This is a genomic window from Streptomyces naganishii JCM 4654 (assembly GCF_014650575.1).
In the GTDB taxonomy this organism is placed as follows: Bacteria; Actinomycetota; Actinomycetes; order Streptomycetales; family Streptomycetaceae; genus Streptomyces; species Streptomyces naganishii.
Map to the genome: position 1 here is coordinate 431,369 of NZ_BMVF01000007.1, position 23,722 is coordinate 455,090.

The window sequence follows — 23,722 nt, forward strand, 5'->3', positions numbered from 1 at the left end:
GACGGCGCCGTGACACCTCTAAACTGACCCCGTGACCGAGAACGCTCAGCAGCAGCCAACAGCGCCCGACACCGAACTGCCGACCCAGTACGCGCCGGCCGACGTAGAGGGGCCGCTGTACGAGCGCTGGGTGGAGCGGGGTTACTTCGAGGCGGACGCCAAGAGCGACAAGCCTCCGTACACCATCGTCATCCCCCCGCCGAACGTCACGGGCAGCCTGCACCTCGGGCACGCCTTCGAGCACACCCTCATCGACGCCCTCACGCGCCGCAAGCGCATGCAGGGCTTCGAGACGCTGTGGCAGCCCGGCATGGACCACGCCGGCATCGCCACGCAGAACGTCGTCGAGCGGGAACTCGCCAAGGAGGGCAAGTCCCGCCACGACCTCGGCCGCGAGGCGTTCGTCGAGCGCGTCTGGCGGTGGAAGGGCGAGTCCGGCGGCCAGATCAGCGGCCAGATGCGCCGTCTCGGCGACGGCGTCGCCTGGTCCCGCGAGCGCTTCACGATGGACGAGGGCCTCTCCCAGGCCGTCCAGACCATCTTCAAGCGGCTCTACGACGACGAGCTGATCTACCGCGCCGAGCGCATCATCAACTGGTGCCCGCGCTGCCTGACCGCGATCTCCGACATCGAGGTCGAGTACCAGGACGACGACGGCGAGCTCGTCTCCATGACGTACGGCGAGGGTGACGACACCATCGTCGTTGCCACCACCCGCGCCGAGACCATGCTCGGCGACACGGCCGTCGCCGTCCACCCGGAGGACGAGCGCTACAAGCACCTGGTCGGCAGGCTCATCAAGCTGCCGCTGACCGACCGCTCCATCCCGGTCGTCGCCGACGAGCACGTCGACCCCGAGTTCGGCACCGGCGCCGTCAAGGTGACCCCGGCGCACGACCCGAACGACTTCGAGATCGGCCAGCGCCACGGCCTGCCGTCCATCGCCGTGATGGACGAGCACGCCGTCATCACCGCGCACGGCCCCTTCCAGGGCCTGGACCGCCTGGAGGCCCGCTCCGCCATCGTCGCCGCGCTGCGCGCCGAGGGCCGGATCGTCGCCGAGAAGCGGCCCTACGTCCACTCCGTCGGCCACTGCTCGCGCTGCAAGACCACGATCGAGCCGCGCCTGTCCATGCAGTGGTGGGTCAAGGTCGGCCCGCTGGCCAAGGCCGCCGGTGACGCGGTCCGCGAGGGCAAGGTCAAGATCCATCCCCAGGAGATGGAGAAGCGCTACTTCGACTGGGTCGACAACCTCCACGACTGGTGCATCTCACGCCAGTTGTGGTGGGGCCACCGCATCCCGGTCTGGTACGGCCCGGACGGCGAGGTCGTCTGCGTCGGCCCCGACGAGGAACCGCCGAGCGGCGAGGGCTGGCACCAGGACACCGACGTCCTCGACACCTGGTTCTCCTCCGGCCTGTGGCCCTTCTCCACCCTCGGCTGGCCCGAGCGGACCGAGTCGCTCGCGAAGTTCTACCCGAACTCCGTCCTGGTCACCGGCTACGACATCCTGTTCTTCTGGGTCGCCCGGATGATGATGTTCGGCCTGTACGCGATGGACGGCACCCCGCCGTTCCACACCATCGCCCTGCACGGCATGGTCCGCGACCAGTTCGGCAAGAAGATGTCGAAGTCCTTCGGCAACGCGGTCAACCCGCTGGACTGGATGGACAAGTACGGCTCCGACGCCCTGCGCTTCACCCTCGCCCGCGGCGCCAACCCCGGCGTCGACGTGCCGATCGGCGAGGACTGGGTCCAGGGCTCGCGCAACTTCGCCAACAAGATCTGGAACGCCACCCGCTTCGCGCTGATGAACGGCGCCACGGTGGACGGCCCGCTGCCCGACGCCTCCCGGATGTCGGCCACCGACCGCTGGATCCTGTCCCGCCTGAACTCCGTCGTCGCCGAAGTCGACGCGTACTACGACGACTTCCAGTTCGCCAAGCTCTCCGACGCCCTCTTCCACTTCGCCTGGGACGAGGTCTTCGACTGGTACGTCGAGCTGTCCAAGACGACGTTCCAGGCGGGCGGCGAGCCGGCCGAGGTCTCCAAGCGGGTCCTCGGCGAGGTCCTCGACGTCACGCTGCGGCTGCTCCACCCGGTCGTCCCCTTCGTCACCGAGACCCTGTGGACGACGCTGACCGGCGGCGAGTCGGTCGTGATCGCCGACTGGCCGGCCGACAGCGGCTTCCGGGACGCGGACGCGGAGCGGGAGATCGGCACGCTCCAGTCCGTGATCACCGAGGTCCGCCGCTTCCGCGCCGACCAGGGCCTTCAGCCCGGCCAGCGGGTCCCGGCCCGGCTGGTGCTGGAGGGCACCGCGCTCGCCCCGCACGAGGCGGCCATCCGCCAGCTGCTCCGCCTCCAGCCGGAGGGCGACTCCTTCACGGCCACCGCGACCCTCCCGGTCGCCGGTGCCGAGGTCGCCCTCGACCTGTCCGGCACCATCGACGTGGCCGCCGAGCGCAAGCGCCTCGCCAAGGACCTGGCGGCGGCCGAGAAGGAGAAGGCCCAGGCGAACGCCAAGCTCGGCAACGAGGCGTTCCTGTCGAAGGCCCCCGACCAGGTGGTGGAGAAGATCCGCACGCGCCTGGCGAAGGCGGAGGAGGACATCGAGAGGATCCAGGCCCAGCTGGAGAGGCTGCCCGGGCAGTAGCCGGCCTCCCAGGGGCGCGGGGAGCGCGCGACCGGACACACCGGCCTCCCCGCGCCCGCCGGGCGGGACCAGCCGCCCCTTGCCCCGGGCGCACCCCTAAACTGGCCCTGTGAGTGAAAGCGACCCCTTCGACGAGATCATCGCCGCCGAGACCGACCGCGACCCCGATCTCGCCGTCATCGAGGCGGGCAGCCGCACCCTGCGCACGCAGGGCGGCCCGCCGCAGGCAGACGTGCCCGCCCGCCCCGAGGACCCGGAGGTCGACGAGGCGCTCCGCGAGGTCGAGGCGGACCTCGCCACCCGCTGGGGCGAGACCAAGCTGGAGCCCTCGGTCAGCAGGATCGCCGCGCTGATGGACGTGCTGGGCGAGCCGCAGCGGTCGTACCCCTCCATCCACATCACCGGCACCAACGGCAAGACCTCCACCGCCCGCATGATCGAGTCCCTGCTGGGCGCCTTCGAACTGCGCACCGGCCGGTACACCTCCCCGCACGTGCAGTCGGTCACCGAGCGGATCAGCCTGGACGGCGCTCCCGTCTCCGCCGAGCGGTTCGTGGAGACCTACCGGGACATCAAGCCGTACATCGAGATGGTCGACGCCTCGCAGGAGTACCGGCTGTCCTTCTTCGAGGTGCTCACCGGCATGGCGTACGCCGCCTTCGCCGACGCGCCGGTGGACGTGGCCGTCGTCGAGGTGGGCATGGGCGGCAGCTGGGACGCCACCAACGTCATCGACGGCGATGTCGCCGTCGTGACCCCCATCGACCTGGACCACACCGACCGGCTCGGCTCCACGCCCGGGGAGATCGCCGGGGAGAAGTCCGGCATCATCAAGCAGGGCGCCACGGTGATCATGGCCCAGCAGCCGGTGGACGCCGCCCAGGTGCTGCTGAAGAAGGCCGTCGAGACCGACGCGACCGTGGCCCGCGAGGGGCTGGAGTTCGGTGTCGTCTCCCGGCAGGTGGCCGTGGGCGGGCAGCTTCTGACCCTGCGCGGGCTGGGCGGCGAGTACACCGACGTGTACCTGCCGCTGTACGGCGCCCACCAGGCGCACAACGCGGCCGTGGCGCTCGCCGCCGTGGAGGCGTTCTTCGGGGTCGGGGCGCAGCGCGCCGAGCCGCTGGACGTGGACGCGGTGCGCAAGGCGTTCGCGTCGGTGTCCTCGCCGGGCAGGCTGGAGATCGTGCGCCGCTCGCCGACCGTGGTGCTGGACGCCGCGCACAACCCGGCGGGCGCGCGGGTGACCGCCGAGGCGGTCCAGGAGGCCTTCGACTTCAGCCGGCTGATCGGCGTGGTCGGGGCCAGCGGCGACAAGAACGTGCGCGGTCTCCTCGAGGCCTTCGAGCCGGTCTTCGCGGAGGTCGTCGTCACGCAGAACTCCAGCCACCGCGCCATGGACGCCGACGAGCTGGCCGGGATCGCCGTGGAGGTGTTCGGCGAGGACCGCGTCCAGGTCGAGCCGCGGCTGCCGGACGCGCTGGAGGCCGCGATCACGCTCGCCGAGGAGGAGGGCGAGTTCGCCGGCGGCGGTGTGCTGGTCACCGGGTCCGTCATCACCGTCGGTGAGGCCCGGCTGCTTCTCGGGAAGGGCTGACTTGCGGTGCGTACGCTCTGTTCCTCGACGCTGATCGGCGAGTTCTTCGTCATCGGCTTCGCCGCGCTGGTCGCGATGAAGGACCCCGGCCTGTCCACGACCGCGGTCTGGACGGTCAGCGGCGTCGCCATGCTGCTGTGCGTGCTGCTGTGCGGCATGCTGAACCGGCCCGGCGGCGTCGCACTCGGCTGGGCCCTGCAGATCGCGCTGATCGCCTCCGGCCTCGCGGTGCCGACGATGTACTTCATGGGCGCGGTGTTCGCGGCGCTGTGGTGGGCCTCGGTGCACTTCGGGCGGAAGGTCGATGAGGCGAAGGCGAGATTCGCGGCGCAGGCCGCCGAGGCCGGCCCGTCCGGCTCCGTTTCCGGCTGACGCGGCGTGACAGGGCCGCGGACACGCCCTGTAACCTCGTCCCACCGCACGTCCTGTAAGGAGAAGGAGTCCCCCGTGACCCAGCGCACCCTCGTCCTCCTCAAGCCCGACGCCGTCCGTCGTGGCCTGACCGGCGAGATCATCAGCCGTATCGAGCGCAAGGCCGGCTGGCAGATCACCGCGCTGGAGCTGCGCTCCCTGGACCAGGACACCCTGGAGCAGCACTACGGCGAGCACAAGGGCAAGCCCTTCTACGAGCCGCTGGTGGAGTTCATGTCCTCCGGCCCCGTCGTGGCCATGATCGTCGAGGGTGAGCGGGTCGTCGAGGGCGTGCGCGCCCTGGCCGGTCCGACCGACCCGATCGCGGCGGCGCCCGGCTCGATCCGCGGCGACTACGGCGTGATCGTCCGGGAGAACCTGATCCACGCCTCCGACTCCGAGGAGTCCGCCGAGCGCGAGGTGAAGATCTTCTTCCCGGGTCGTGCCTGACATACCGTCAGCTGATCATCCCGCCTGTACAGGGCGGCCGTACACACCCGGCCGCCCTGTCGCATAGGCGATGCCGATCGGGGGAACGCGTGCCCCCGATGGACCGTCTCCACAAGCGAGGCGGTACGCCATCTGCTGACAATGGCGAAGACCCTCGCGCAGTGTTCGTGCAGGCGCGTCTACGATGGAAGCCTTCACGTCACAGCACCCACCTCGCCGTACCTGAAATGCCCTCAAAAGCTCCCAGGGAAGGCCAGACGAATCCTGATGGGGAACTCAATGTCGTTCATCGGCCGTGACATGGCTGTCGACCTCGGGACCGCCAACACGCTGGTGTACGTCAGGGGTCGCGGGATCGTACTCAACGAGCCGTCCGTCGTCGCGATCAACACGAACACCGGTGGCATCCTCGCGGTCGGCGCCGAAGCGAAGAAGATGATCGGGCGCACCCCGGGCAACATCGTGGCCGTGCGTCCGCTGAAAGACGGCGTCATCGCGGACTTCGAGATCACCGAGCGGATGCTCCGCTACTTCATCCTGAAGATCCACAAGCGGCGCTATCTGGCGCGTCCGCGGGTCGTGGTCTGCGTGCCCTCCGGCATCACCGGCGTCGAGCGCCGCGCCGTCATCGAGGCCTCCTCGCAGGCCGGCGCCCGCCAGGTGCACATCATCGAGGAGCCCATGGCCGCGGCCATCGGCTCCGGCCTGCCGGTCCACGAGGCCACGGGCAACATGGTGGTCGACATCGGCGGCGGCACCACGGAGGTCGCGGTCATCTCGCTCGGCGGCATCGTCACCGCCCAGTCCATCCGTGTCGCGGGCGACGAACTGGACAACGCGATCATCCAGCACGTCAAGAAGGAGTACAGCCTCCTGCTGGGCGAGCGGACGGCCGAGCAGATCAAGATCACGATCGGTTCGGCGTACGACCTCGACTCCGACGAGCACACCGAAATCCGCGGCCGGGACCTGGTCTCCGGACTGCCCAAGACGGTCGTCATCTCGGCCGCCGAGGTCCGCAAGGCCATCGAGGAACCGGTCAACGCGATCGTCGACGCGGTCAAGACGACCCTCGACAAGTGCCCGCCGGAGCTGTCCGGCGACATCATGGACCGAGGAATCGTTCTGACCGGCGGCGGGGCCCTGCTGCGCGGTCTGGACGAGCGGCTGCGCCGCGAGACCGGCATGCCGATCCACATCGCCGAGGACCCGCTGGACAGCGTGGCGCTCGGCTCCGGCAAGTGCGTCGAGGAATTCGAGGCGCTGCAGCAGGTGCTGGACGCCCAGCCGCGCAGATGAGGTAACTCTTCGATTCCGCCGTACGAGATGATCCCCTCTCGTACGGCGGATCGTTGATATAGAGGCATAAGCTCCCACAAATGGGCCCCTTGGGTTTGCGTTTCGCCATTTCGCGGCTTCGGGGGGCCACCCGATTCCTAGAGGGAAGGGCACGGCCGTCGCACGTGAGGGACACGAAAGAGAGCCGGCTGCTCCTGGTACTGCTGATCGCCATCGCGTTCGCGCTGATCACAGTGGACATCCGGGGCGGAAAGAACTCCCCGGTCGACGGCGCCCGGCAGGCCGCCGCCACCGTCTTCGGTCCGATCGAGAACGGCGTGTCGTCGGCGGTCGATCCCGTCGGCAACGCGGTCTCCGCGATCCGCGACTCCGGCGAGCGCCACGACCGGCTCGCCGCGCTGGAGAAGGAGAACGCGGCCCTCAAGGCGAAACTCGGCAGCGGCGACCGCAACCGCAGCCGCCTGAACCAGCTCGACCGGATGCTGAAGCTCGCGGGCGACGGCCAGTACGGCATCAAGGGCGCCGAGGTCATCGCGATAGGAGCCGCCCAGGGCTTCTCCTGGACCATCACCATCGACGCCGGCGCCAACGACGGCATCAAGCGCGACATGACCGTCCTCAACGCCGACGGACTGGTCGGCCGCGTCACCACCGTCGGCCCGAACTCCTCCACCGTGCTGCTCGCCAACGACCCGGACTTCACCGTCGGCACCCGCATGGAGGGCAGCGACGAACTCGGCTTCGCCTCCGGACAGGGCGACCGCCCGCTGCGCGTCCAGCTCCTCAACGCCAAGGCGGACGTCAAGAAGGGCGACCGGCTCGTCACCTTCGGCTCCGAGGCCGACAAGCCCTTCGTGCCCGGCGTCCCGGTCGGCGTCGTCTCCCGCGTCGACCCCTCCGGCGGCGACCTGACCCGCACGGTCTACGTCACGCCGTTCGTCGGCTTCACCAAGCTCGACATCGTCGGAGTCGTCGTCCAGGGACCCAAGAAGGACCCGCGCGACGAGGTGCTGCCCCCCAAGCCCAAGCCGACCCCGACGCCCACGGTGACCGTGACGGTCACCCCGTCCGCCGACGCCACCGCCACCGGCCGGCCGCAGCAGTAGGAGCTCGAAGTCCCCATGCGTCTCAACCGGATCCTGCTGTCCACCGCGCTGGTCGTCGTCGCCCTCGTCATCCAGGTGAGCGTGCTCTCCCGGCTCCATCTGCCCGGCGCCGTCCCCGACCTGCTGCTGCTCACCGTCCTCGGCCTCGCCATGGTCTACGGCCATGTCGGCGGCTGCCTCGTCGGCTTCGGCGCCGGACTGCTCGCCGACCTCGCCCCGCCCGCCGACCACGCCGCCGGCCGCTACGCCCTCGTGCTGTGCGTCATCGGCTACCTCGCGGGCCTCATCAAGCCCGAGACCGGGCAGGTCAAGTCGGCCACCGGCCCGATGGCCGTGGTGGTCGCCGCCGCCATCGGCTCCACCCTGCTGTACGCGGGCGTCGGCGCCCTGGTCGGCGACACCGCCGCCCGCCACGTCGGCCTGCCCGGACTGCTGATCAGCGCCGCCGTGTACGACCTGCTCCTCGCGCCCTTCGTGGTCCCCGGGATCATGGCCCTGGCCCGGCGGGCGGAGAACGACCCGCTCGCCGCGACCGGCTCCGCCGCGAAGAAGGCCGACATCTCCTCCGGCTGGCTCTCCTCCGGCACCGGACTGCGCATCGGCGGGCAGCGCGGCGCCCTCGGCGGCCTGAAGGTGAAGGCCGCCCGCTCCCGCACGGCCCGCGCCGGACGCATCAAGGGGGTCAAGCGGCTGTGAGGCAACGGGGGCGAGCGGCTGAGACCGGGCCGGGGCAAGCCGCCCCGGGCACGGGGGAGTTCACCCGAACGGGGAAGCCGGGCAGGAACGGGGGCTCACAGGCCCGTCGTTCATCATTCGTACGCGCACACACGTCCGCACACTGAGAGGGGGAGGCAGCACCGTGACCAACATCCCCGAGACCGGCCGGACCCCACGGGTCCAGACACGGCTCATCGTCATCCAGATCCTCGTCCTCTCCCTGCTCGGCACCCTCGGCGGCCGTCTGTGGTACCTCCAGATCCGCAACGGCGCGGAGTACCAGAAGGAGGCCTCCGGCAACCACGTCCAGCAGGTCGTCCAGCCCGCCGTGCGCGGCTCGATCCTGGACGCGCGCGGAGTGCCCCTCGCGGACAACGAGACACGGCTCGTCGTCTCCGCCTCCCGCACCGACCTGCTCAAGCAGAAGGACGACGGCAAGGCCGTCCTCACCAAGCTCGCCGGCGTCCTCGGCCTCGACCCCGAAGAGGTCAGGCAGAAGGTGCGGCTGTGCGACGCCAAGACCCCGCAGCCCTGCTGGAACGGCTCGCCGTACCAGCCCATCCCCATCACCGACGAGGCCACCCCCCGCCAGGCACTCCAGATCCGCGAGCGCGCCGAGGACTTCCCCGGCATCACCGCCGAACCCGAGGCCGTCCGGCGCTACGCGGCCCCGGGCAAGTCCAACGCCGCCCAGGTCCTCGGCTACCTCTCCCCGGTCACCGACGACGAGATCCAGCAGGCCAAGAACACCGACTCGCCCTTCCTGCGCTCCGACATGGTCGGCCGATCCGGGCTGGAGCGGCAGTACGACAAGGAACTGCGCGGCAAGGCCGGCGTCACCCGCTACGAGGTCGACAACCTCGGCCGCGTCATCGGCAAGGCCAAGTCGGACGCCGCCGAGCCCGGCTCCAACCTCGTCACCAGCATCGACGCCCGCGTCCAGCGAGTCGCCGAGTACGAGCTGGACAAGGCCATGAAGGCCGCCCGCCAGCAGTTCGACAAGATCACCGGTGAGAACTACAAGGCCGACTCCGGCGCCGTGGTGGTGATGGAGGCCAAGACCGGCCGCATCGTCGCCATGGCCTCCGCCCCGACCTACGACCCCAACGTCTGGGTCGGCGGCATCTCCGCCAAGGACTACAAGGCGCTCACCGGCAAGGACTCCGACTACCCGCTGCTCAACCGCGCCATCCAGGGTCAGTCCGCGCCCGGCTCGACCTTCAAGGTGGTCTCCACGGCCGCCGCCGTCGAGGCCGGCTACGACTTCAACGGCAACTACCCCTGCACCAGCTCCTACTCGGTCGGCGGCCAGGTCTTCAAGAACTTCGAGGGCGAGAACTTCGGCCCCATCTCCCTGGGCCGCGCCCTGGAGGTCTCCTGCGACACCGTCTTCTACGGCCTCGCGGACAACGAGTGGAAGAAGGACGGGGGCATCAACCCCAAGAAGGGCCAGCCCAAGGACTACTTCTTCAGGGCCGCCCACCAGTTCGGACTCGGCAAGGAGACCGGCGTCGACCTGCCGGGCGAGGTCACCGGCCGCGTCCCGGACCGCCGGTGGAAGCAGAGCTACTGGGAGGCCAACAAGGACGCCTGGTGCAAGACCGGCAAGAAGAACGGCAGTTACGTCGAGAAGATCGCCTACGAGAACTGCCTCGAGGGCAACAAGATGCGCGAGGGCGACGCGATCAACTACTCCATCGGCCAGGGCGACACCCTCGTCACGCCGATCCAGGAGGCCGTCATCTACGGCGCCATCTCCAACGGCGGGACCATGTACACCCCGACCATCGGCAAGGCGATCGTCAGCGCCGACGGCAAGCACGTCACCGAGATCAAGCCCAAGCCGCACGGCAGGCTGCCCGTCACCCAGGCCACCCGCAACATGATGGACGAGGCCCTCGCCGGCGTCGCCACCCGGGGCACGGCCGCGTGGAAGTTCGCCGGCTGGCCCCAGGACAAGATCCCGCTGCACGCCAAGACCGGTACGGCGGAGGTCTACGGCAAGCAGACCACCTCCTGGCTCGCCACCTACACCAAGGACTACTCGGTCATCATGACCATCGCCCAGGCCGGTACTGGCTCGGGCGCCTCCGGTGAGGCCGTGCGCAACATCTACAGCTCCCTGTACGGCGTCCAGGCCGACGGCTCCATCGACAACAAGAAGGCCCTGCTGCCCACCCCGCTCAAGAGCCTGCCCAAGATCCAGGCCGACGGCTCGATCAGCGCGCCGAAGATCACCGGCGACCCGGCCAAGGACCAGGAGAAGGTCGCCCAGCAGGTCAACCAGCAGGGCGACACCAGCCAGGGCGGCAACCAGACACCGGCCGCCACCACCCCCACACCCACCACGGGCAACCGCAACACCCGCAGGCGCCGCCGCGGCACGCGAGGCCGGAGGACCACCGCATGACCGGCGCGAACAGCTTCTCCGTCTCCGGGTACGGACCGCGCCGCGCCGGCTGGACCCGGCTGCTGGCCCGCGACTCCATGGCCCGCCGGCTGGACTGGCCGATGCTGCTGTCGGCGCTCGCCCTGTCGGGCATCGGCTGCGCCCTGGTCTTCTCGGCCACCCGCAACCGCACCGAGATCAACCAGGGCGACCCGTACTACTTCCTGCTCCGGGACCTGATGAACACCGGCATCGGGGTCGCCCTGATGATCGGCACCATCTGGCTCGGCCACCGCGCCCTGCGCAACGCCGTGCCGATCCTCTACGGCGTCTCCCTGTTCGGCGTGCTGCTGGTGCTCACCCCGCTCGGCGCCACCATCAACGGCAGCCGCAACTGGATCGTCCTCGGCGGCGGCTTCTCGCTCCAGCCGTCCGAGTTCGTGAAGATCTCGATGATCCTGGGCATGGCCATGCTGCTGGCCGCCCGCGTCGACGCGGGCGACCGGACGTACCCCGACCACCGCACCGTCCTCCAGGCGCTCGGACTGGCCGCCGTACCCATCCTGATCGTGCTGCTCATGCCGGACCTCGGTACCGTCCTGGTGCTGCTGACCATCATCCTGGGCGTGCTGCTCGCCTCCGGCGCCTCCAACCGCTGGGTGTTCGGCCTGATCGCCGTCGGCGTCGTCGGCTGCCTCGCCGTCTGGCAGCTGCACATCCTGGACCAGTACCAGATCAACCGCTTCGCGGCGTTCGCCAACCCCAGCCTCGACCCGGCCGGCGTCGGCTACAACACCAACCAGGCCCGCATCGCCATCGGCTCCGGCGGCCTGACCGGCGCGGGGCTCTTCCACGGCTCCCAGACCACCGGCCAGTTCGTGCCCGAGCAGCAGACCGACTTCGTCTTCACGGTGGCGGGGGAGGAGCTCGGATTCGTCGGCGCCGGACTGATCATCCTGCTGCTCGGCGTCGTGCTGTGGCGCGCCTGCCGTATCGCCCGCGAGACGACCGAGCTGTACGGCACGATCGTCGCCGCCGGGATCGTCGCCTGGTTCGCCTTCCAGTCCTTCGAGAACATCGGCATGACCCTCGGCATCATGCCGGTCACGGGCCTGCCCCTGCCGTTCGTGTCCTACGGAGGCTCGTCGATGTTCGTGGTCTGGGTGGCAGTGGGCCTCCTCCAGTCGATCCGGGTACAGAGGCCCATGTCGGCGTGAGGCGGGGGCCGGGGCCTGGGGGCCAGGGCCCCGGGATTCGGGGGGCGGTGACCGACGGCCGATGGTCGGTAGTCGGTGGTCGGCCAGAGGCGGGGGCCGGAGGGCTGAGCCGGTGGCCGCTGGTCGGCGGCCAGTGCCCAGGCTGTGGGCCGGTTCTGCGGCCGGACGCCGGGAGGCGCGAGCAAGCGGCCGGGAGGTGGAGGCCGGTACTCGGCAGGCCGGGAGTCGGCGGGCCGGGCTGCGGCAGGCCCGGGGCTCGAGGCCACTGCCGTATCGCCCTCGGGGCCGTTAGATTCGGTTCATGGCGGCCACCAAGCGCGAGATCGAGCGCAAGTACGAGTCCGACGCCGGCTCTCTGCCCGACCTGACCGGCGCAGCCGGGATCGCCGCCGTCCTCGACAAGGGCGTCGCCGAACTCGACGCCCTCTACTACGACACCGCCGACGAGCGCCTGGCCGCCGCCGGGCTCACCCTGCGCCGCCGCACCGGCGGCACGGACGCCGGCTGGCACCTGAAGCTCCCGGTCGAGCCCGGCGTCCGGGACGAGATCGCGGCGCCCCTGTCCGACACCGTCCCGGACGAGATCGCCGCCCTGGTCCGCGCCCGCGTCCGCTCCGCCCGGCTGGTCCCCGTGGTCCGGCTGCGTTCCGTGCGCGAGGTACGGCACCTGCTCGACGCGGACGGCGGACTGCTGGCCGAGGCGAGCGCCGACACCGTCACCGCCGAACGGCTCAACCGGGCCGGCGGAACCGCCCGCTGGACCGAGATCGAGGTCGAACTGGCCGACGGCGGCGACCCCGCCTTCCTGGACGCGGTGGAAAAGCGGCTGCGCAAGGCGGGCGTACGGCCGTCGAAGTCGCCGTCCAAGCTCGCCCGGGCGCTGGCGGAGACCGGCGGCCCCCACCGCGGGCCCACCAGGCGGGCCAAGCCCGTCACGGCGGGCGACCACGTCCTCGCCTACCTGCGCGAGCAACGCGAGGTCCTGCTCCACTGCGACCCGGCCGTCCGCCGGGACCTGCCGGACTCCGTGCACCGGATGCGGGTGGCGACCCGCCGTATGCGCAGCGCCCTGCGCTCCTTCGGCGCCGTACTCGACCGCGCGGTCACCGACCCGTTCGCCGCCGAACTGAAGTGGCTGGCCGGCGAGCTGGGCGCCGACCGCGACCAGGAGGTCCTCGCCGAGAGGCTGACCAGCGCCCTCGCCGCACTCCCGCCCGAACTGGTCCTCGGCCCCGTGCCCGAGCGGCTGTCCGCCTGGGCCGAGTCCCGGCACGGCCGCACCCGCGGCCACCTCATCGCCGTACTCGACTCGGGCCGGTACCTGGCCCTGCTCGACACCCTGGACGCTCTCCTGTCGGACCCCCCGCTGCGCAAGAAGGCCGCCGCAGACCCGGAGAAGGCGCTCGCCCGGGCCGTGCGCGAGGACCGGGCCAAGGTCGCCCGCCTGATCGAGGAGGCGCTCGCCCTGCCGCCGGGCCACGAACGCGACCTCGCTCTGCACGAGGCGCGCAAGAAGGCCAAGCGCACCCGCTACGCGGCCGAGGCCGCCGTCCCCGCCCTGGGCGCCCCCGCCCGCTCGCTGGCCAGGTCCATGAAGTCGCTGACGGCCCTGCTCGGCGACCACCAGGACAGCGTCATGGCCCGCCGCACCCTGCGCGAGCTGTCCGCGGTGGCGCACGCGGCGGGGGAGGACACCTTCACCTACGGGCTGCTGTACGGCGGGCAGGAGCAGCGGGCGGCTCAGGCGGAGGCACGGCTGCCGGACCTCTGGAAGCGGGCGTACGAATCGGGCTGTGCACCGGGTTAGGCTAGATGGTCCCCCTGTCAGCTCATGAAGGTTCGCGAGATGCCTGTCGAGTCGGTTTTCCCGCAGCTCGAAGCTCTGCTCCCGCACGTGCAGAAGCCGATCCAGTACGTCGGCGGTGAGCTCAACTCCACCGTCAAGGACTGGGACGAGTGCGACGTCCGCTGGGCGCTCATGTACCCGGACGCCTACGAGGTCGGGCTGCCCAACCAGGGCGTCATGATCCTCTACGAGGTTCTCAACGAGCGGGAGGGCGTCCTCGCCGAGCGCACCTACAGCGTGTGGCCTGACCTGGAGGCGCTGATGCGGGAGCACGGCGTCCCGCAGTTCACCGTGGACAGCCACCGCCCCGTGCGGGCCTTCGACGTCTTCGGCCTGTCCTTCTCCACCGAGCTCGGCTACACCAACATGCTCACGGCCCTGGACCTGGCGGGCATCCCGCTTCAGTCGCGGGACCGCACGGACGAGGACCCGATCGTGCTGGCCGGCGGCCACGCCGCGTTCAACCCCGAGCCGATCGCCGAGTTCATCGACGCCGCCGTCATCGGCGACGGCGAGCAGGCCGTGCTGGACATGACCCGGATCATCCGCGAGTGGAAGGCCGAGGGCCGCCCCGGCGGCCGTCAGGAGGTCCTCTTCCGCCTGGCCAGGACCGGCGGGGTCTACGTCCCCGGCTTCTACGACGTCGAGTACCTCCCCGACGGCCGTATCGCCCGCGTGGTGCCCAACAGGTCGGGCGTGCCGTGGCGCGTGTCCAAGCACACCGTCATGGACCTGGACGAGTGGCCCTACCCCAAGCAGCCCCTGGTGCCGCTGGCGGAGACGGTCCACGAGCGGATGTCGGTGGAGATCTTCCGCGGCTGCACCCGCGGCTGCCGCTTCTGCCAGGCCGGCATGATCACCCGCCCGGTGCGCGAGCGTTCGATCACCGGCATCGGCGAGATGGTCGACAAGGGCCTGAAGGCGACGGGCTTCGAGGAGGTGGGCCTGCTCTCCCTGTCCTCCGCGGACCACAGCGAGATCGGCGACATCGCCAAGGGCCTGGCCGACCGCTACGAGGAGGACAAGATCGGCCTCTCGCTGCCCTCCACCCGCGTGGACGCCTTCAACGTCGACCTCGCCAACGAGCTGACCAGGAACGGCCGCCGCTCCGGCCTGACCTTCGCCCCCGAGGGCGGCTCCGAGCGCATGCGCAAGGTCATCAACAAGATGGTCTCCGAGGACGACCTGATCCGCACGGTCGCCACGGCGTACGGCAACGGCTGGCGCCAGGTGAAGCTGTACTTCATGTGCGGCCTGCCCACCGAGACCGACGAGGACGTCCTCCAGATCGCCGACATGGCGACCCACGTCATCGCCAAGGGCCGCGAGGTGTCCGGCTCCAACGACATCCGCTGCACGGTCTCCATCGGCGGCTTCGTCCCCAAGCCCCACACCCCCTTCCAGTGGGCCCCGCAGCTCTCGGCCGAGGAGACGGACGCCCGCCTGGAGAAGCTGCGCGACAAGATCCGCGGCGACAAGAAGTACGGCCGCTCGATCGGCTTCCGCTACCACGACGGCAAGCCCGGCATCGTCGAGGGCCTGCTCTCCCGCGGCGACCGCCGCGTCGGCGCCGTCATCCGCGCCGTCTACGAGGACGGCGGCCGCTTCGACGGCTGGCGCGAGCACTTCTCCTACGACCGCTGGATGGCCTGCGCGGACAAGGCGCTGGCCCCCTTCGGCGTCGACGTCGACTGGTACACCACCCGCGAGCGCTCCTACGAGGAGGTCCTGCCCTGGGACCACCTCGACTCCGGCCTCGACAAGGACTGGCTCTGGGAGGACTGGCAGGACGCCCTCGACGAGACCGAGGTCGAGGACTGCCGCTGGACCCCCTGCTTCGACTGCGGCGTCTGCCCCGCCATGGACACCAGCATCCAGATCGGCCCGACCGGCAAGAAGCTGCTGCCGCTGACGGTCAAGCAGCCGGCCGGCACCGGGCACACCCACTGAGCCGACGCGGCCCGTACTCTGGGTAGGAGCAGGACCGCTCTCACGAAGGACTGAACGACACTGGGCAAGCGACAGCCCGAAGGCCCGCCGCCCGCACCCGCGGTGCAGCGCATTCGACTGCGTTACACCAAGCGCGGCCGCCTCCGGTTCACCAGCCACCGTGACTTCCAGCGCGCCTTCGAGCGTGCGCTGCGCCGCGCCGAGGTGCCCATGGCGTACTCGGCGGGGTTCACCCCGCACCCGAAGGTGTCCTACGCCAATGCCGCACCCACCGGCACGGGCAGTGAGGCGGAGTACCTGGAGATCGCGCTCACCGCGCCCCGCGACCCGGAGCGTCTGCGCGTACTCCTCGACGAGTCGCTGCCCACCGGGCTCGACGTCGTCGAGGCGGTCGAGGCCCGTACGCCCGGACTCGCCGACCGGCTCACCGCCTCCGTGTGGGAGCTGCGGCTGGCCGGCGTCGACGCGGCCGAGGCCGAACGCGCGGTCGCGGCCTTCAACGGCGCCGGAAGCGTCGAGGTGCAGCGCCTGACCAAGAACGGCATGCGCACCTTCGACGCCCGCCCCGCGGTGGCGTCCCTGGAGAGCGCGGACGCGCACGGTTCGGCGGCTGATGGGCCGACCGACCAGCCCTGTGCGATACTGCGGCTGGTTGTTCGGCACGTGACGCCTGCCGTACGACCCGACGACGTCCTGTCCGGTCTCCGCGCCGTGGCCGACCTGGCGCCGCCGGTCCCCGTAGCGGTGACCAGGCTGGCGCAGGGGCTTTTCGATGAAGAGACCGGCACGGTGACCGACCCGCTCGCGCCCGACCGCGAGGCAGCAGCGACCGAGCCGCACCCGGCCGACGCGACTGCCGCCGCGACGGCGCCCGCATAGGGAAGGTCCCCCGCCGGGACGGACGTCGAAGCGCCGCCCTCGTACTCGGGAGCCACCTGGGTCGGGCAGCGCGACCACCACAAGACTTTCGCCAGGCCGTACGCGACAAGGCGCACGGAACCGGCGAGACAGGACACAGAGAGCTCCCGTGCGGCGCACGCGCCCCGGACGGCGGCCGACGCGCATCGCGCGGCCGCGGACGTCAACGGTGTCCGATCCACGTGATCGGGCACCGGGCCAGGCGCGGCGCCCGGGAGCCTGACGGGAGATACGCCCGCATGCTCGAGCCGACCGAACCCACCGAGGGTTCCGAAGAACTGAACACCCCCAGCGACACCCTGCCGCCGCGTCGCCGGCGCAGGGCCGCCTCGCGTCCGGCGGGCCCGCCCGCCGGCGACGCGCCGGCCGCCGAGGTCACCGCGCCGGCCATACCGCCCGCGGACGCCGCCGAACTCGCCGAGGAGGCCGAGCCGGAGGCAGTGGAGGACACCGCTGGGGAGCAGACCACCGGGGACGCAGGGGCTCCTGAGACCGGCGAGACCGGTGAGGCCCCCGCAGCCGCCGGGGCCGGCGAGGAGGCACCCGCGCCTCGAACGCGTCGCCGCCGGGCCTCCGCGCCCGCCGGGGCGCCCAAGGCCGCGGCCGGCGCCGAGGCCGAGACCGTGGTGACCACCGCCGACACGCCCGCCGAGCCGGTCGAACCCGCGGGTTCCGTACAGAGCGGCGAGGACGCCGCTCCGCCGCGCTCCCGCCGCCGCGCCACCCGCCGCGTCTCCGCGCCCGCCGCGGCCCCGGCCGCCGAGACGGCGGTCGTCGCCGAAGATGGCGGCGCCGAGGCTGCGGCCCCAGCTCAGGCCGAGTCGACGCCCGCTGAGGCCGCGGCCGGTGGCCGTACGCGTCGCCGGGCCACCCGGCGTGCGTCCGCCCCTGACGAGGCGCCTGCCGCCGAGGGCGGCGTCGAGGCCGAGGTGAGCGCCGAGGCCGAGGCCCCGGCTCCCGTTCAGGCCGAAGCTCAGGCTCAGGCCGAGGCCGCGCCGGCCGAGGCCGCGGCCGGTGGCCGTACGCGTCGCCGGGCCACCCGGCGTGCGTCCGCCCCTGACGAGGCGCCTGCCGCCGAGGGCGGCGTCGAGGCCGAGGTGAGCGCCGAGGCCGAGGCCCCGGCCGCCTCCGAGCCGGCCCCGCAGGCCGAGGCCGAGGAGACGGCGCCTCGCCGCACGCGTCGTCGCGCCACGCGCCGCGCGTCCGAGCCCGCCGTCACCGCCGAGGACACCGCCCCCGCTGCCGCGCAGGCCGAGTCCGCCGCCCCCGCTGCCGAGGCGCCGGAGGCCCCCGGCGACGAGGCCGGGGCGCGACGCGGTCGCCGGCGGGTCGCGCGGCGGGCCGCCACCGGGTTCTCCGAGCCCGCGAGCGCCGCCGACGAGGCCGGTGAGGACGAGGCTCCGCGTCGGCCCGCGCGGCCGGCTGTCGCCGTGTTCCAGCCGCCGGTCTTCACCGAGCCCAGGTTCCAGACCCCGCAGCGCGCCGCCGCCGAGGCGGCCGCCGAGGCCGCCGAGCCCGAGGAGGCCGAGGAGGCCCCCGCCGAGCAGCCCGAGCCGGCCGGCGAGCAGAGCGGCTCGCGCCGCCGTCGCCGTCGCCGGGGCGCCGGTGAGGAGCCCGAGGAGCGGACCGCCGAGACCGTCTCCGAGGAGGAGGAAGAGGCCGAGTCCGCCGAGTACGCCGGTGAGGGCGAGGACGGCGAGGAGTCCGGCTCGCGCCGCCGCCGCCGTCGCGGTGGCCGTCGCCGCCGCCGGGGCGAGTCCGCCGAGAGTGGCGGTGACGAGGAGCCGGAGTACGGCGACGAGCTCGCCGCCGAGCAGGCCGCCCAGGACGCCGAGGACACCGCCGAGCAGCTCGAGGAGGACGAGGAGTCCGAGACGGGCGACGAGGACGAGGGCTCCGGCGGGGGCGGCTCCAGCAGCAGCCGCAGGCGCCGTCGCCGGCGTCGCCGGGCCGGGGACTCGGGCACCGAGGCCGAGCCGTCGGCCGACGACCCCGAGCGCACCGTCGTCAAGGTCCGCGAGCCCCGCAAGCCCTCCGAGCCGTCCGACGAGGTCCAGTCCATCAAGGGCTCGACCCGTCTGGAGGCCAAGAAGCAGCGCCGCCGCGAGGGCCGCGAGCAGGGCCGCCGCCGCGTGCCGATCATCACCGAGGCCGAGTTCCTGGCCCGCCGCGAGGCCGTCGAGCGCGTGATGGTCGTCCGCCAGTACGGCGACCGCACCCAGATCGGCGTCCTCGAGGACAACGTGCTCGTCGAGCACTACGTCAACAAGGAGCAGGCGGTCTCGTACGTCGGGAACGTCTACCTCGGCAAGGTGCAGAACGTCCTGCCCTCGATGGAGGCCGCCTTCATCGACATCGGCAAGGGCCGCAACGCCGTCCTCTACGCCGGTGAGGTGAACTTCGGGGCGCTCGGCATGGCCAACGGGCCGCGGCGCATCGAGTCCGCGCTGAAGTCCGGGCAGTCCGTCCTCGTCCAGGTCACCAAGGACCCCATCGGCCACAAGGGCGCCCGCCTGACCAGCCAGGTCTCCCTCCCGGGCCGGTACCTCGTGTACGTGCCCGAGGGCTCGATGACCGGCATCAGCCGCAAGCTGCCCGACACCGAGCGGTCCCGGCTGAAGACCATCCTCAAGAAGATCGTCCCCGAGGACGCGGGCGTCATCGTGCGCACCGCCGCCGAGGGCGCGAGCGAGGACGAGCTGCGCCGGGACGTCGAGCGGCTCCAGGCGCAGTGGGAGGAGATCAAGAAGAAGTCGAAGAACGGCAACGCGCCGACGCTGCTGTACGGCGAGCCGGACATGACCGTCCGGGTCGTGCGCGACATCTTCAACGAGGACTTCTCCAAGGTCATCGTCAGCGGTGACGAGGCCTGGGAGACCATCCACGGATACGTCTCCCACGTCGCCCCGGACCTCGCGCCCCGTCTGCAGCGCTGGACCAGCGAGGTCGACGTCTTCGCCACGTACCGGATCGACGAGCAGCTCGCCAAGGCGCTGGACCGCAAGGTCTGGCTGCCCAGCGGCGGTTCGCTGGTGATCGACCGGACCGAGGCGATGGTCGTCATCGACGTCAACACCGGCAAGTTCACCGGTCAGGGCGGCAACCTCGAGGAGACGGTCACCAGGAACAACCTGGAGGCGGCCGAGGAGATCGTGCGCCAGCTGCGGCTGCGCGACCTCGGCGGCATCATCGTGATCGACTTCATCGACATGGTGCTGGAGTCCAACCGGGACCTGGTGCTGCGCCGCCTGCTGGAGTGCCTGGGCCGGGACCGTACGAAGCACCAGGTGGCCGAGGTGACCTCGCTGGGCCTGGTGCAGATGACCCGCAAGCGGGTCGGCCAGGGCCTGCTGGAGTCCTTCTCCGAGACCTGCGTCCACTGCAACGGCCGCGGTGTCATCGTCCACATGGAGCAGCCCTCGGCCGGGGGCCAGGGCGGCGGCAAGCGGCGCAAGCGCGCCCGCGCCGGTGCCGAGCAGCCGCACGAGCACGAGCACGAGGCCGCCCGGGCCGGCGCCCTGACCGCCGAGGAGGAGGCCGAGAACGAGGCCGAGACCGAGACGGCGGCGGAGGTCGCCGCCGAGGCAGCCGCGCCGGTCGCGCTGCCCGCGCCGGAGATGACGCCGGACGAGGAGCTCTACAGCAGCGTCGCCGAGGCCGAGGCCGCCGCCACCCGTGGGCGGAGCCGGCGCCGGGCGAGCCGGCGGGCGTCCGCCCCGGCGGGCGCGCCGAAGGCCCACGCCGACGGCGCCGCCCAGGCGGCCCACGCGGTCGCTCCCACGGCGCAGGGCGTCACCGCCGCCGAGGAGGCCGGGCGCCCGGTGCGCACCGAGCCGGCCGCCGAGGCGCAGGCCGAGCCCGTGGCGGCCGAGGACCCGGTCGTCCCGGCCGGCGGTGCCGAGGAGGCCGCTCCCAAGGGCCGTACCCGCCGTCGCGCGACCCGCAAGGTCTCCGCGCCGGCCGGTTCCCCCGCGGGCGCCGAGGCGGCCGTGGTGACGGTCGCCGAGACCGTCCCCGCGGAGAGCGCCGAGCAGGCGGAGACGGCGGAAGCGGCCGGCACGGCCGAGGCGCCGGAGGCGGTGGAGAGCGCCGCTCCCGCCCGTCCGCGCCGCCGCGCCGTGCGCAAGGCCACCGCGCCGACCGCGCCCCAGGAGACGGCCGTCGTGGTCGTCCCCTCGGCGCCGGCGGAGGAGAGCCCGGAGCAGGTGGCGTCCGCGCAGGAGGCCCTCGCCGAGGCCGTCGAGGCCACGGAACCGGGTGAGCCGGCCGAGGCGGGCGACGGCGAGGCGGGCGAGCCGGGCGAGGAGGCGGCGCCGGCCAAGAAGACGGCCCGCAAGGCCGCCAAGAAGGCCACGGCGAAGAAGGCCGCCACGAAGAAGACGGCGGCGGCCAAGAAGACCGCCGCCAAGAAGGCGACGGCCAAGAAGGCGGCGACGACCGCCAAGACGGCCACCGCCAAGAAGACGGCCGCGAAGAAGACGGCGGCGGCGCAGCAGACGCTGTCCTCCGTCTCGGCCTCCGCCGACGAGAGCTGAGGCTCCCGGAGGCGAGGCGATCGCGTCCACGGGTGTGCGACCGGGTGACCGGCCGCACACCCGTGGGGGCCGGCCCGGTTTGACCCCTTCGGCCGCGGCCCCGTAACCTAGACCGTCGGCGTGTCCACTGAGCACGCCACATCCCCGTAAACCTCTTCCTCCCGGACACAGGGCTGGCCGAGAGAGGTCGCCCGCGTGCCGGGCGGCTGGCCTGCGGGGGTGCCGTTTCCCGAGCGAGAGAGTGAGATCCGCGTGTACGCCATCGTGCGCAGCGGTGGTCGCCAGCACAAGGTTGCTGTCGGCGACATCGTTGAGGTTGACAAGATTTCCACTGCCAAGGTTGGCGACACGGTCGAGCTCTCGACCCTGCTCGTTGTCGACGGCGACTCCGTGACCAGCGACCCGTGGGTGCTGGCCGGCATCAAGGTCCAGGCCGAGGTCGTGGACCACCACAAGGGCCAGAAGATCGACATTCTGCGCTACAAGAACAAGACCGGTTACCGCCGTCGCCAGGGCCACCGCCAGCAGTACACGGCGATCAAGGTCACTGAGATCCCCGCGGCTGCGAAGTAAGGGACTGAGGAGAAATGGCACACAAGAAGGGCGCATCGTCCACCCGGAACGGTCGCGACTCCAATGCCCAGCGGCTCGGCGTGAAGCGCTTCGGCGGTCAGGTCGTCAACGCGGGTGAGATCCTCGTCCGCCAGCGCGGCACCCACTTCCACCCCGGTGCGGGCGTCGGCCGTGGCGGCGACGACACGCTGTTCGCGCTGCAGCCGGGCGCGGTGGAGTTCGGTACCCACCGCGGCCGCAAGGTCGTGAACATCGTTCCGGTCGCCTGACCGGAAACCTGTCGCGAGGCGGACCTCACTTCCCGGGGGGAAGGCGGGTCCGCCTTTCGCGTGTTGTACCGAAGACAGTTCCGTACTTTTCTGGAGGCACATCCCATGACCACCTTCGTGGACCGCGTCGAGCTGCATGTCGCCGCGGGTAACGGGGGCCACGGCTGTGCCTCCGTCCACCGTGAGAAGTTCAAGCCGCTGGGCGGCCCGGACGGCGGCAACGGCGGCCGCGGCGGCGACGTGATCCTCACCGTCGACCAGTCCGTGACCACGCTGCTCGACTACCACCACTCCCCGCACCGCAAGGCCACCAACGGCAAGCCCGGCGAGGGCGGCAACCGTTCCGGCAAGGACGGCGAGGACCTGGTCCTGCCCGTCCCGGACGGCACCGTCGTGCTGGACAAGGCGGGCAACGTGCTCGCCGACCTGATCGGCCACGGCACCTCCTTCGTCGCCGCCCAGGGCGGCCGCGGCGGCCTCGGCAACGCGGCGCTCGCCTCCGCCCGGCGCAAGGCCCCCGGCTTCGCGCTGCTCGGCGAGCCGGGCGACCTCGGGGACATCGTCCTGGAGCTCAAGACCGTCGCCGACGTGGCGCTGGTCGGCTACCCGAGCGCCGGCAAGTCCTCGCTGATCTCCGTGCTGAGCGCCGCCAAGCCGAAGATCGCCGACTACCCGTTCACGACCCTGGTGCCCAACCTCGGCGTGGTGACGGCCGGTTCGACCGTCTACACCGTCGCCGACGTGCCCGGTCTGATCCCGGGCGCCAGCCAGGGCAGGGGGCTGGGCCTGGAGTTCCTGCGGCACGTGGAGCGGTGCAGCGTGCTCGTGCACGTGCTGGACACGGCGACCCTGGAGTCCGACCGCGACCCGGTCTCCGACCTCGACGTCATCGAGGAGGAACTGCGCCAGTACGGCGGCCTGGACAACCGTCCGCGCATCGTCGTCCTGAACAAGATCGACGTCCCCGACGGCAAGGACCTCGCCGAGATGGTCCGGCCCGAGCTCCAGGCCCGCGGCTACCGCGTCTTCGAGGTGTCGGCGGTGGCCCACACGGGCCTGAAGGAGCTGTCGTACGCGCTCGCCGACCTGGTCGCCCGGGCCCGCGCCGCCAGGCCCAAGGAGGAGGCGACGCGCATCGTCATCCGGCCCAGGGCGGTGGACGACGCCGGCTTCACCGTCACCCGCGAGGAAGTGGACGGCGAGCCCCTGTTCCGGGTGCGCGGCGAGAAGCCGGAGCGCTGGGTCCGCCAGACCGACTTCAACAACGACGAGGCCGTCGGCTACCTCGCCGACCGTCTGGGCCGCCTCGGTGTCGAGGAGGAGCTGATGAAGGCCGGCGCCCGCTCCGGCGACGGCGTCGCCATCGGCCCCGAGGACAACGCGGTCGTCTTCGACTGGGAGCCGTCGGTGATGGCCGGCGCCGAGATGCTCGGCCGCCGTGGCGAGGACCACCGCTTCGAGGCGCCGCGCCCGGCCGCCCAGCGCCGCCGCGACCGGCAGGCCGAACGCGACGAGGCGCACGAGGAGTACGAGGGCTTCGAGCCCTTCTAGGCGACAGCCCTTCCGGGGCGGCAGCCGTCCGAGACGACGACTGAGGGGGCGGGGCCCGGAGTTCGCTCCGGGCCCCGCCCCCTCGGTTCGTCCGCCGGGCTGCCGTCAGGCGTCGGCGCCGGTCAGCTCCTCGTCGACGTAGCCACGCAGCCAGGTCCTGAAGTCGGGGCCCAGGTCCTCGCGTTCGCATGCGAGTCTGACAATGGCTCGCAGGTAGTCGCCGCGGTCGCCGGTGTCGTAG

Annotated in this window: 16 protein-coding genes and 1 pseudogene; 16 read left to right on the forward strand and 1 reads right to left on the reverse strand. The window is 71.9% G+C overall.

Translation table 11 applies throughout. The annotated features are described in order from the left end of the window. Positions 1 to 31: 31 nt before the first annotated feature. The 16 genes from IE217_RS16135 (at position 32) to obgE (ending at position 23,481) form a co-directional block, all read left to right on the forward strand. On the forward strand, positions 32 to 2,656 hold the full coding sequence (locus tag IE217_RS16135; RefSeq protein WP_190178544.1) for a valine--tRNA ligase: 2,625 nt from the start codon (positions 32 to 34) through the stop codon (positions 2,654 to 2,656). Positions 2,657 to 2,765: 109 nt separating this feature from the next. Next, positions 2,766 to 4,250, forward strand: coding sequence for a bifunctional tetrahydrofolate synthase/dihydrofolate synthase (folC, locus tag IE217_RS16140; RefSeq protein WP_190178545.1), 1,485 nt, complete (start codon positions 2,766 to 2,768; stop codon positions 4,248 to 4,250). Positions 4,251 to 4,256: 6 nt separating this feature from the next. After that, a complete protein-coding gene (locus IE217_RS16145; RefSeq protein WP_190178546.1) occupies positions 4,257 to 4,622 on the forward strand; it encodes a DUF4233 domain-containing protein in 366 nt (121 codons plus the stop codon). Between the two features lie 75 nt (positions 4,623 to 4,697). Beyond that, complete coding sequence (gene ndk, locus IE217_RS16150; RefSeq protein WP_190178547.1) at positions 4,698 to 5,111, forward strand: nucleoside-diphosphate kinase; 414 nt, start codon at positions 4,698 to 4,700, stop codon at positions 5,109 to 5,111. 279 nt (positions 5,112 to 5,390) lie between these two features. Then, positions 5,391 to 6,410, forward strand: coding sequence for a rod shape-determining protein (locus tag IE217_RS16155; RefSeq protein WP_030381728.1), 1,020 nt, complete (start codon positions 5,391 to 5,393; stop codon positions 6,408 to 6,410). Positions 6,411 to 6,574: 164 nt separating this feature from the next. Then, on the forward strand, positions 6,575 to 7,516 hold the full coding sequence (gene mreC, locus IE217_RS16160) for a rod shape-determining protein MreC (protein ID WP_190178548.1): 942 nt from the start codon (positions 6,575 to 6,577) through the stop codon (positions 7,514 to 7,516). Positions 7,517 to 7,531: 15 nt separating this feature from the next. Continuing rightward, entirely contained in the window at positions 7,532 to 8,212 is a 681-nt protein-coding gene (gene mreD / locus IE217_RS16165) for a rod shape-determining protein MreD (protein ID WP_190178549.1), read from the forward strand. Positions 8,213 to 8,375: 163 nt separating this feature from the next. Next, positions 8,376 to 10,643, forward strand: coding sequence for a penicillin-binding protein 2 (gene mrdA, locus IE217_RS16170; protein WP_190178550.1), 2,268 nt, complete (start codon positions 8,376 to 8,378; stop codon positions 10,641 to 10,643). Further along, positions 10,640 to 11,839 carry a rod shape-determining protein RodA gene (rodA, locus tag IE217_RS16175; protein WP_190178551.1) on the forward strand — a complete coding sequence of 400 codons (1,200 nt, stop codon included), beginning with the start codon at positions 10,640 to 10,642 and terminating at the stop codon, positions 11,837 to 11,839. The genes mrdA and rodA overlap by 4 nt, the downstream gene beginning before the upstream one ends. Before the next feature lie 301 nt (positions 11,840 to 12,140). Continuing rightward, positions 12,141 to 13,646, forward strand: a complete 1,506-nt coding sequence (locus IE217_RS16180) for a CYTH and CHAD domain-containing protein (protein WP_190178552.1) — start codon at positions 12,141 to 12,143, stop codon at positions 13,644 to 13,646. A 39-nt stretch (positions 13,647 to 13,685) separates the two neighbouring features. Next, positions 13,686 to 15,635, forward strand: coding sequence for a TIGR03960 family B12-binding radical SAM protein (locus IE217_RS16185; protein WP_190178553.1), 1,950 nt, complete (start codon positions 13,686 to 13,688; stop codon positions 15,633 to 15,635). A 102-nt stretch (positions 15,636 to 15,737) separates the two neighbouring features. Next, entirely contained in the window at positions 15,738 to 16,514 is a 777-nt protein-coding gene (locus IE217_RS16190; RefSeq protein ID WP_190178554.1) for a TIGR03936 family radical SAM-associated protein, read from the forward strand. Positions 16,515 to 16,792: 278 nt separating this feature from the next. Then, a complete protein-coding gene (locus tag IE217_RS16195) occupies positions 16,793 to 21,088 on the forward strand; it encodes an Rne/Rng family ribonuclease (protein WP_190178555.1) in 4,296 nt (1,431 codons plus the stop codon). A gap of 252 nt (positions 21,089 to 21,340) precedes the next feature. Then, positions 21,341 to 21,661 (forward strand): 50S ribosomal protein L21, encoded by a 321-nt coding sequence (gene rplU, locus IE217_RS16200; RefSeq protein ID WP_006132815.1) that lies wholly within the window; start codon positions 21,341 to 21,343, stop codon positions 21,659 to 21,661. 14 nt (positions 21,662 to 21,675) lie between these two features. Further along, positions 21,676 to 21,930: a 50S ribosomal protein L27 gene (gene rpmA, locus IE217_RS16205; RefSeq protein WP_020940020.1), complete on the forward strand. Its 255-nt coding sequence runs from the start codon at positions 21,676 to 21,678 to the stop codon at positions 21,928 to 21,930. A gap of 105 nt (positions 21,931 to 22,035) precedes the next feature. Next, complete coding sequence (obgE, locus tag IE217_RS16210) at positions 22,036 to 23,481, forward strand: GTPase ObgE (RefSeq protein WP_190178556.1); 1,446 nt, start codon at positions 22,036 to 22,038, stop codon at positions 23,479 to 23,481. Between the two features lie 105 nt (positions 23,482 to 23,586). On the opposite strand, the pseudogene IE217_RS16215 reads toward obgE, so the two are convergent. Beyond that, positions 23,587 to 23,722, reverse strand: a pseudogene (locus tag IE217_RS16215) (UTP--glucose-1-phosphate uridylyltransferase); the annotation flags it as partial.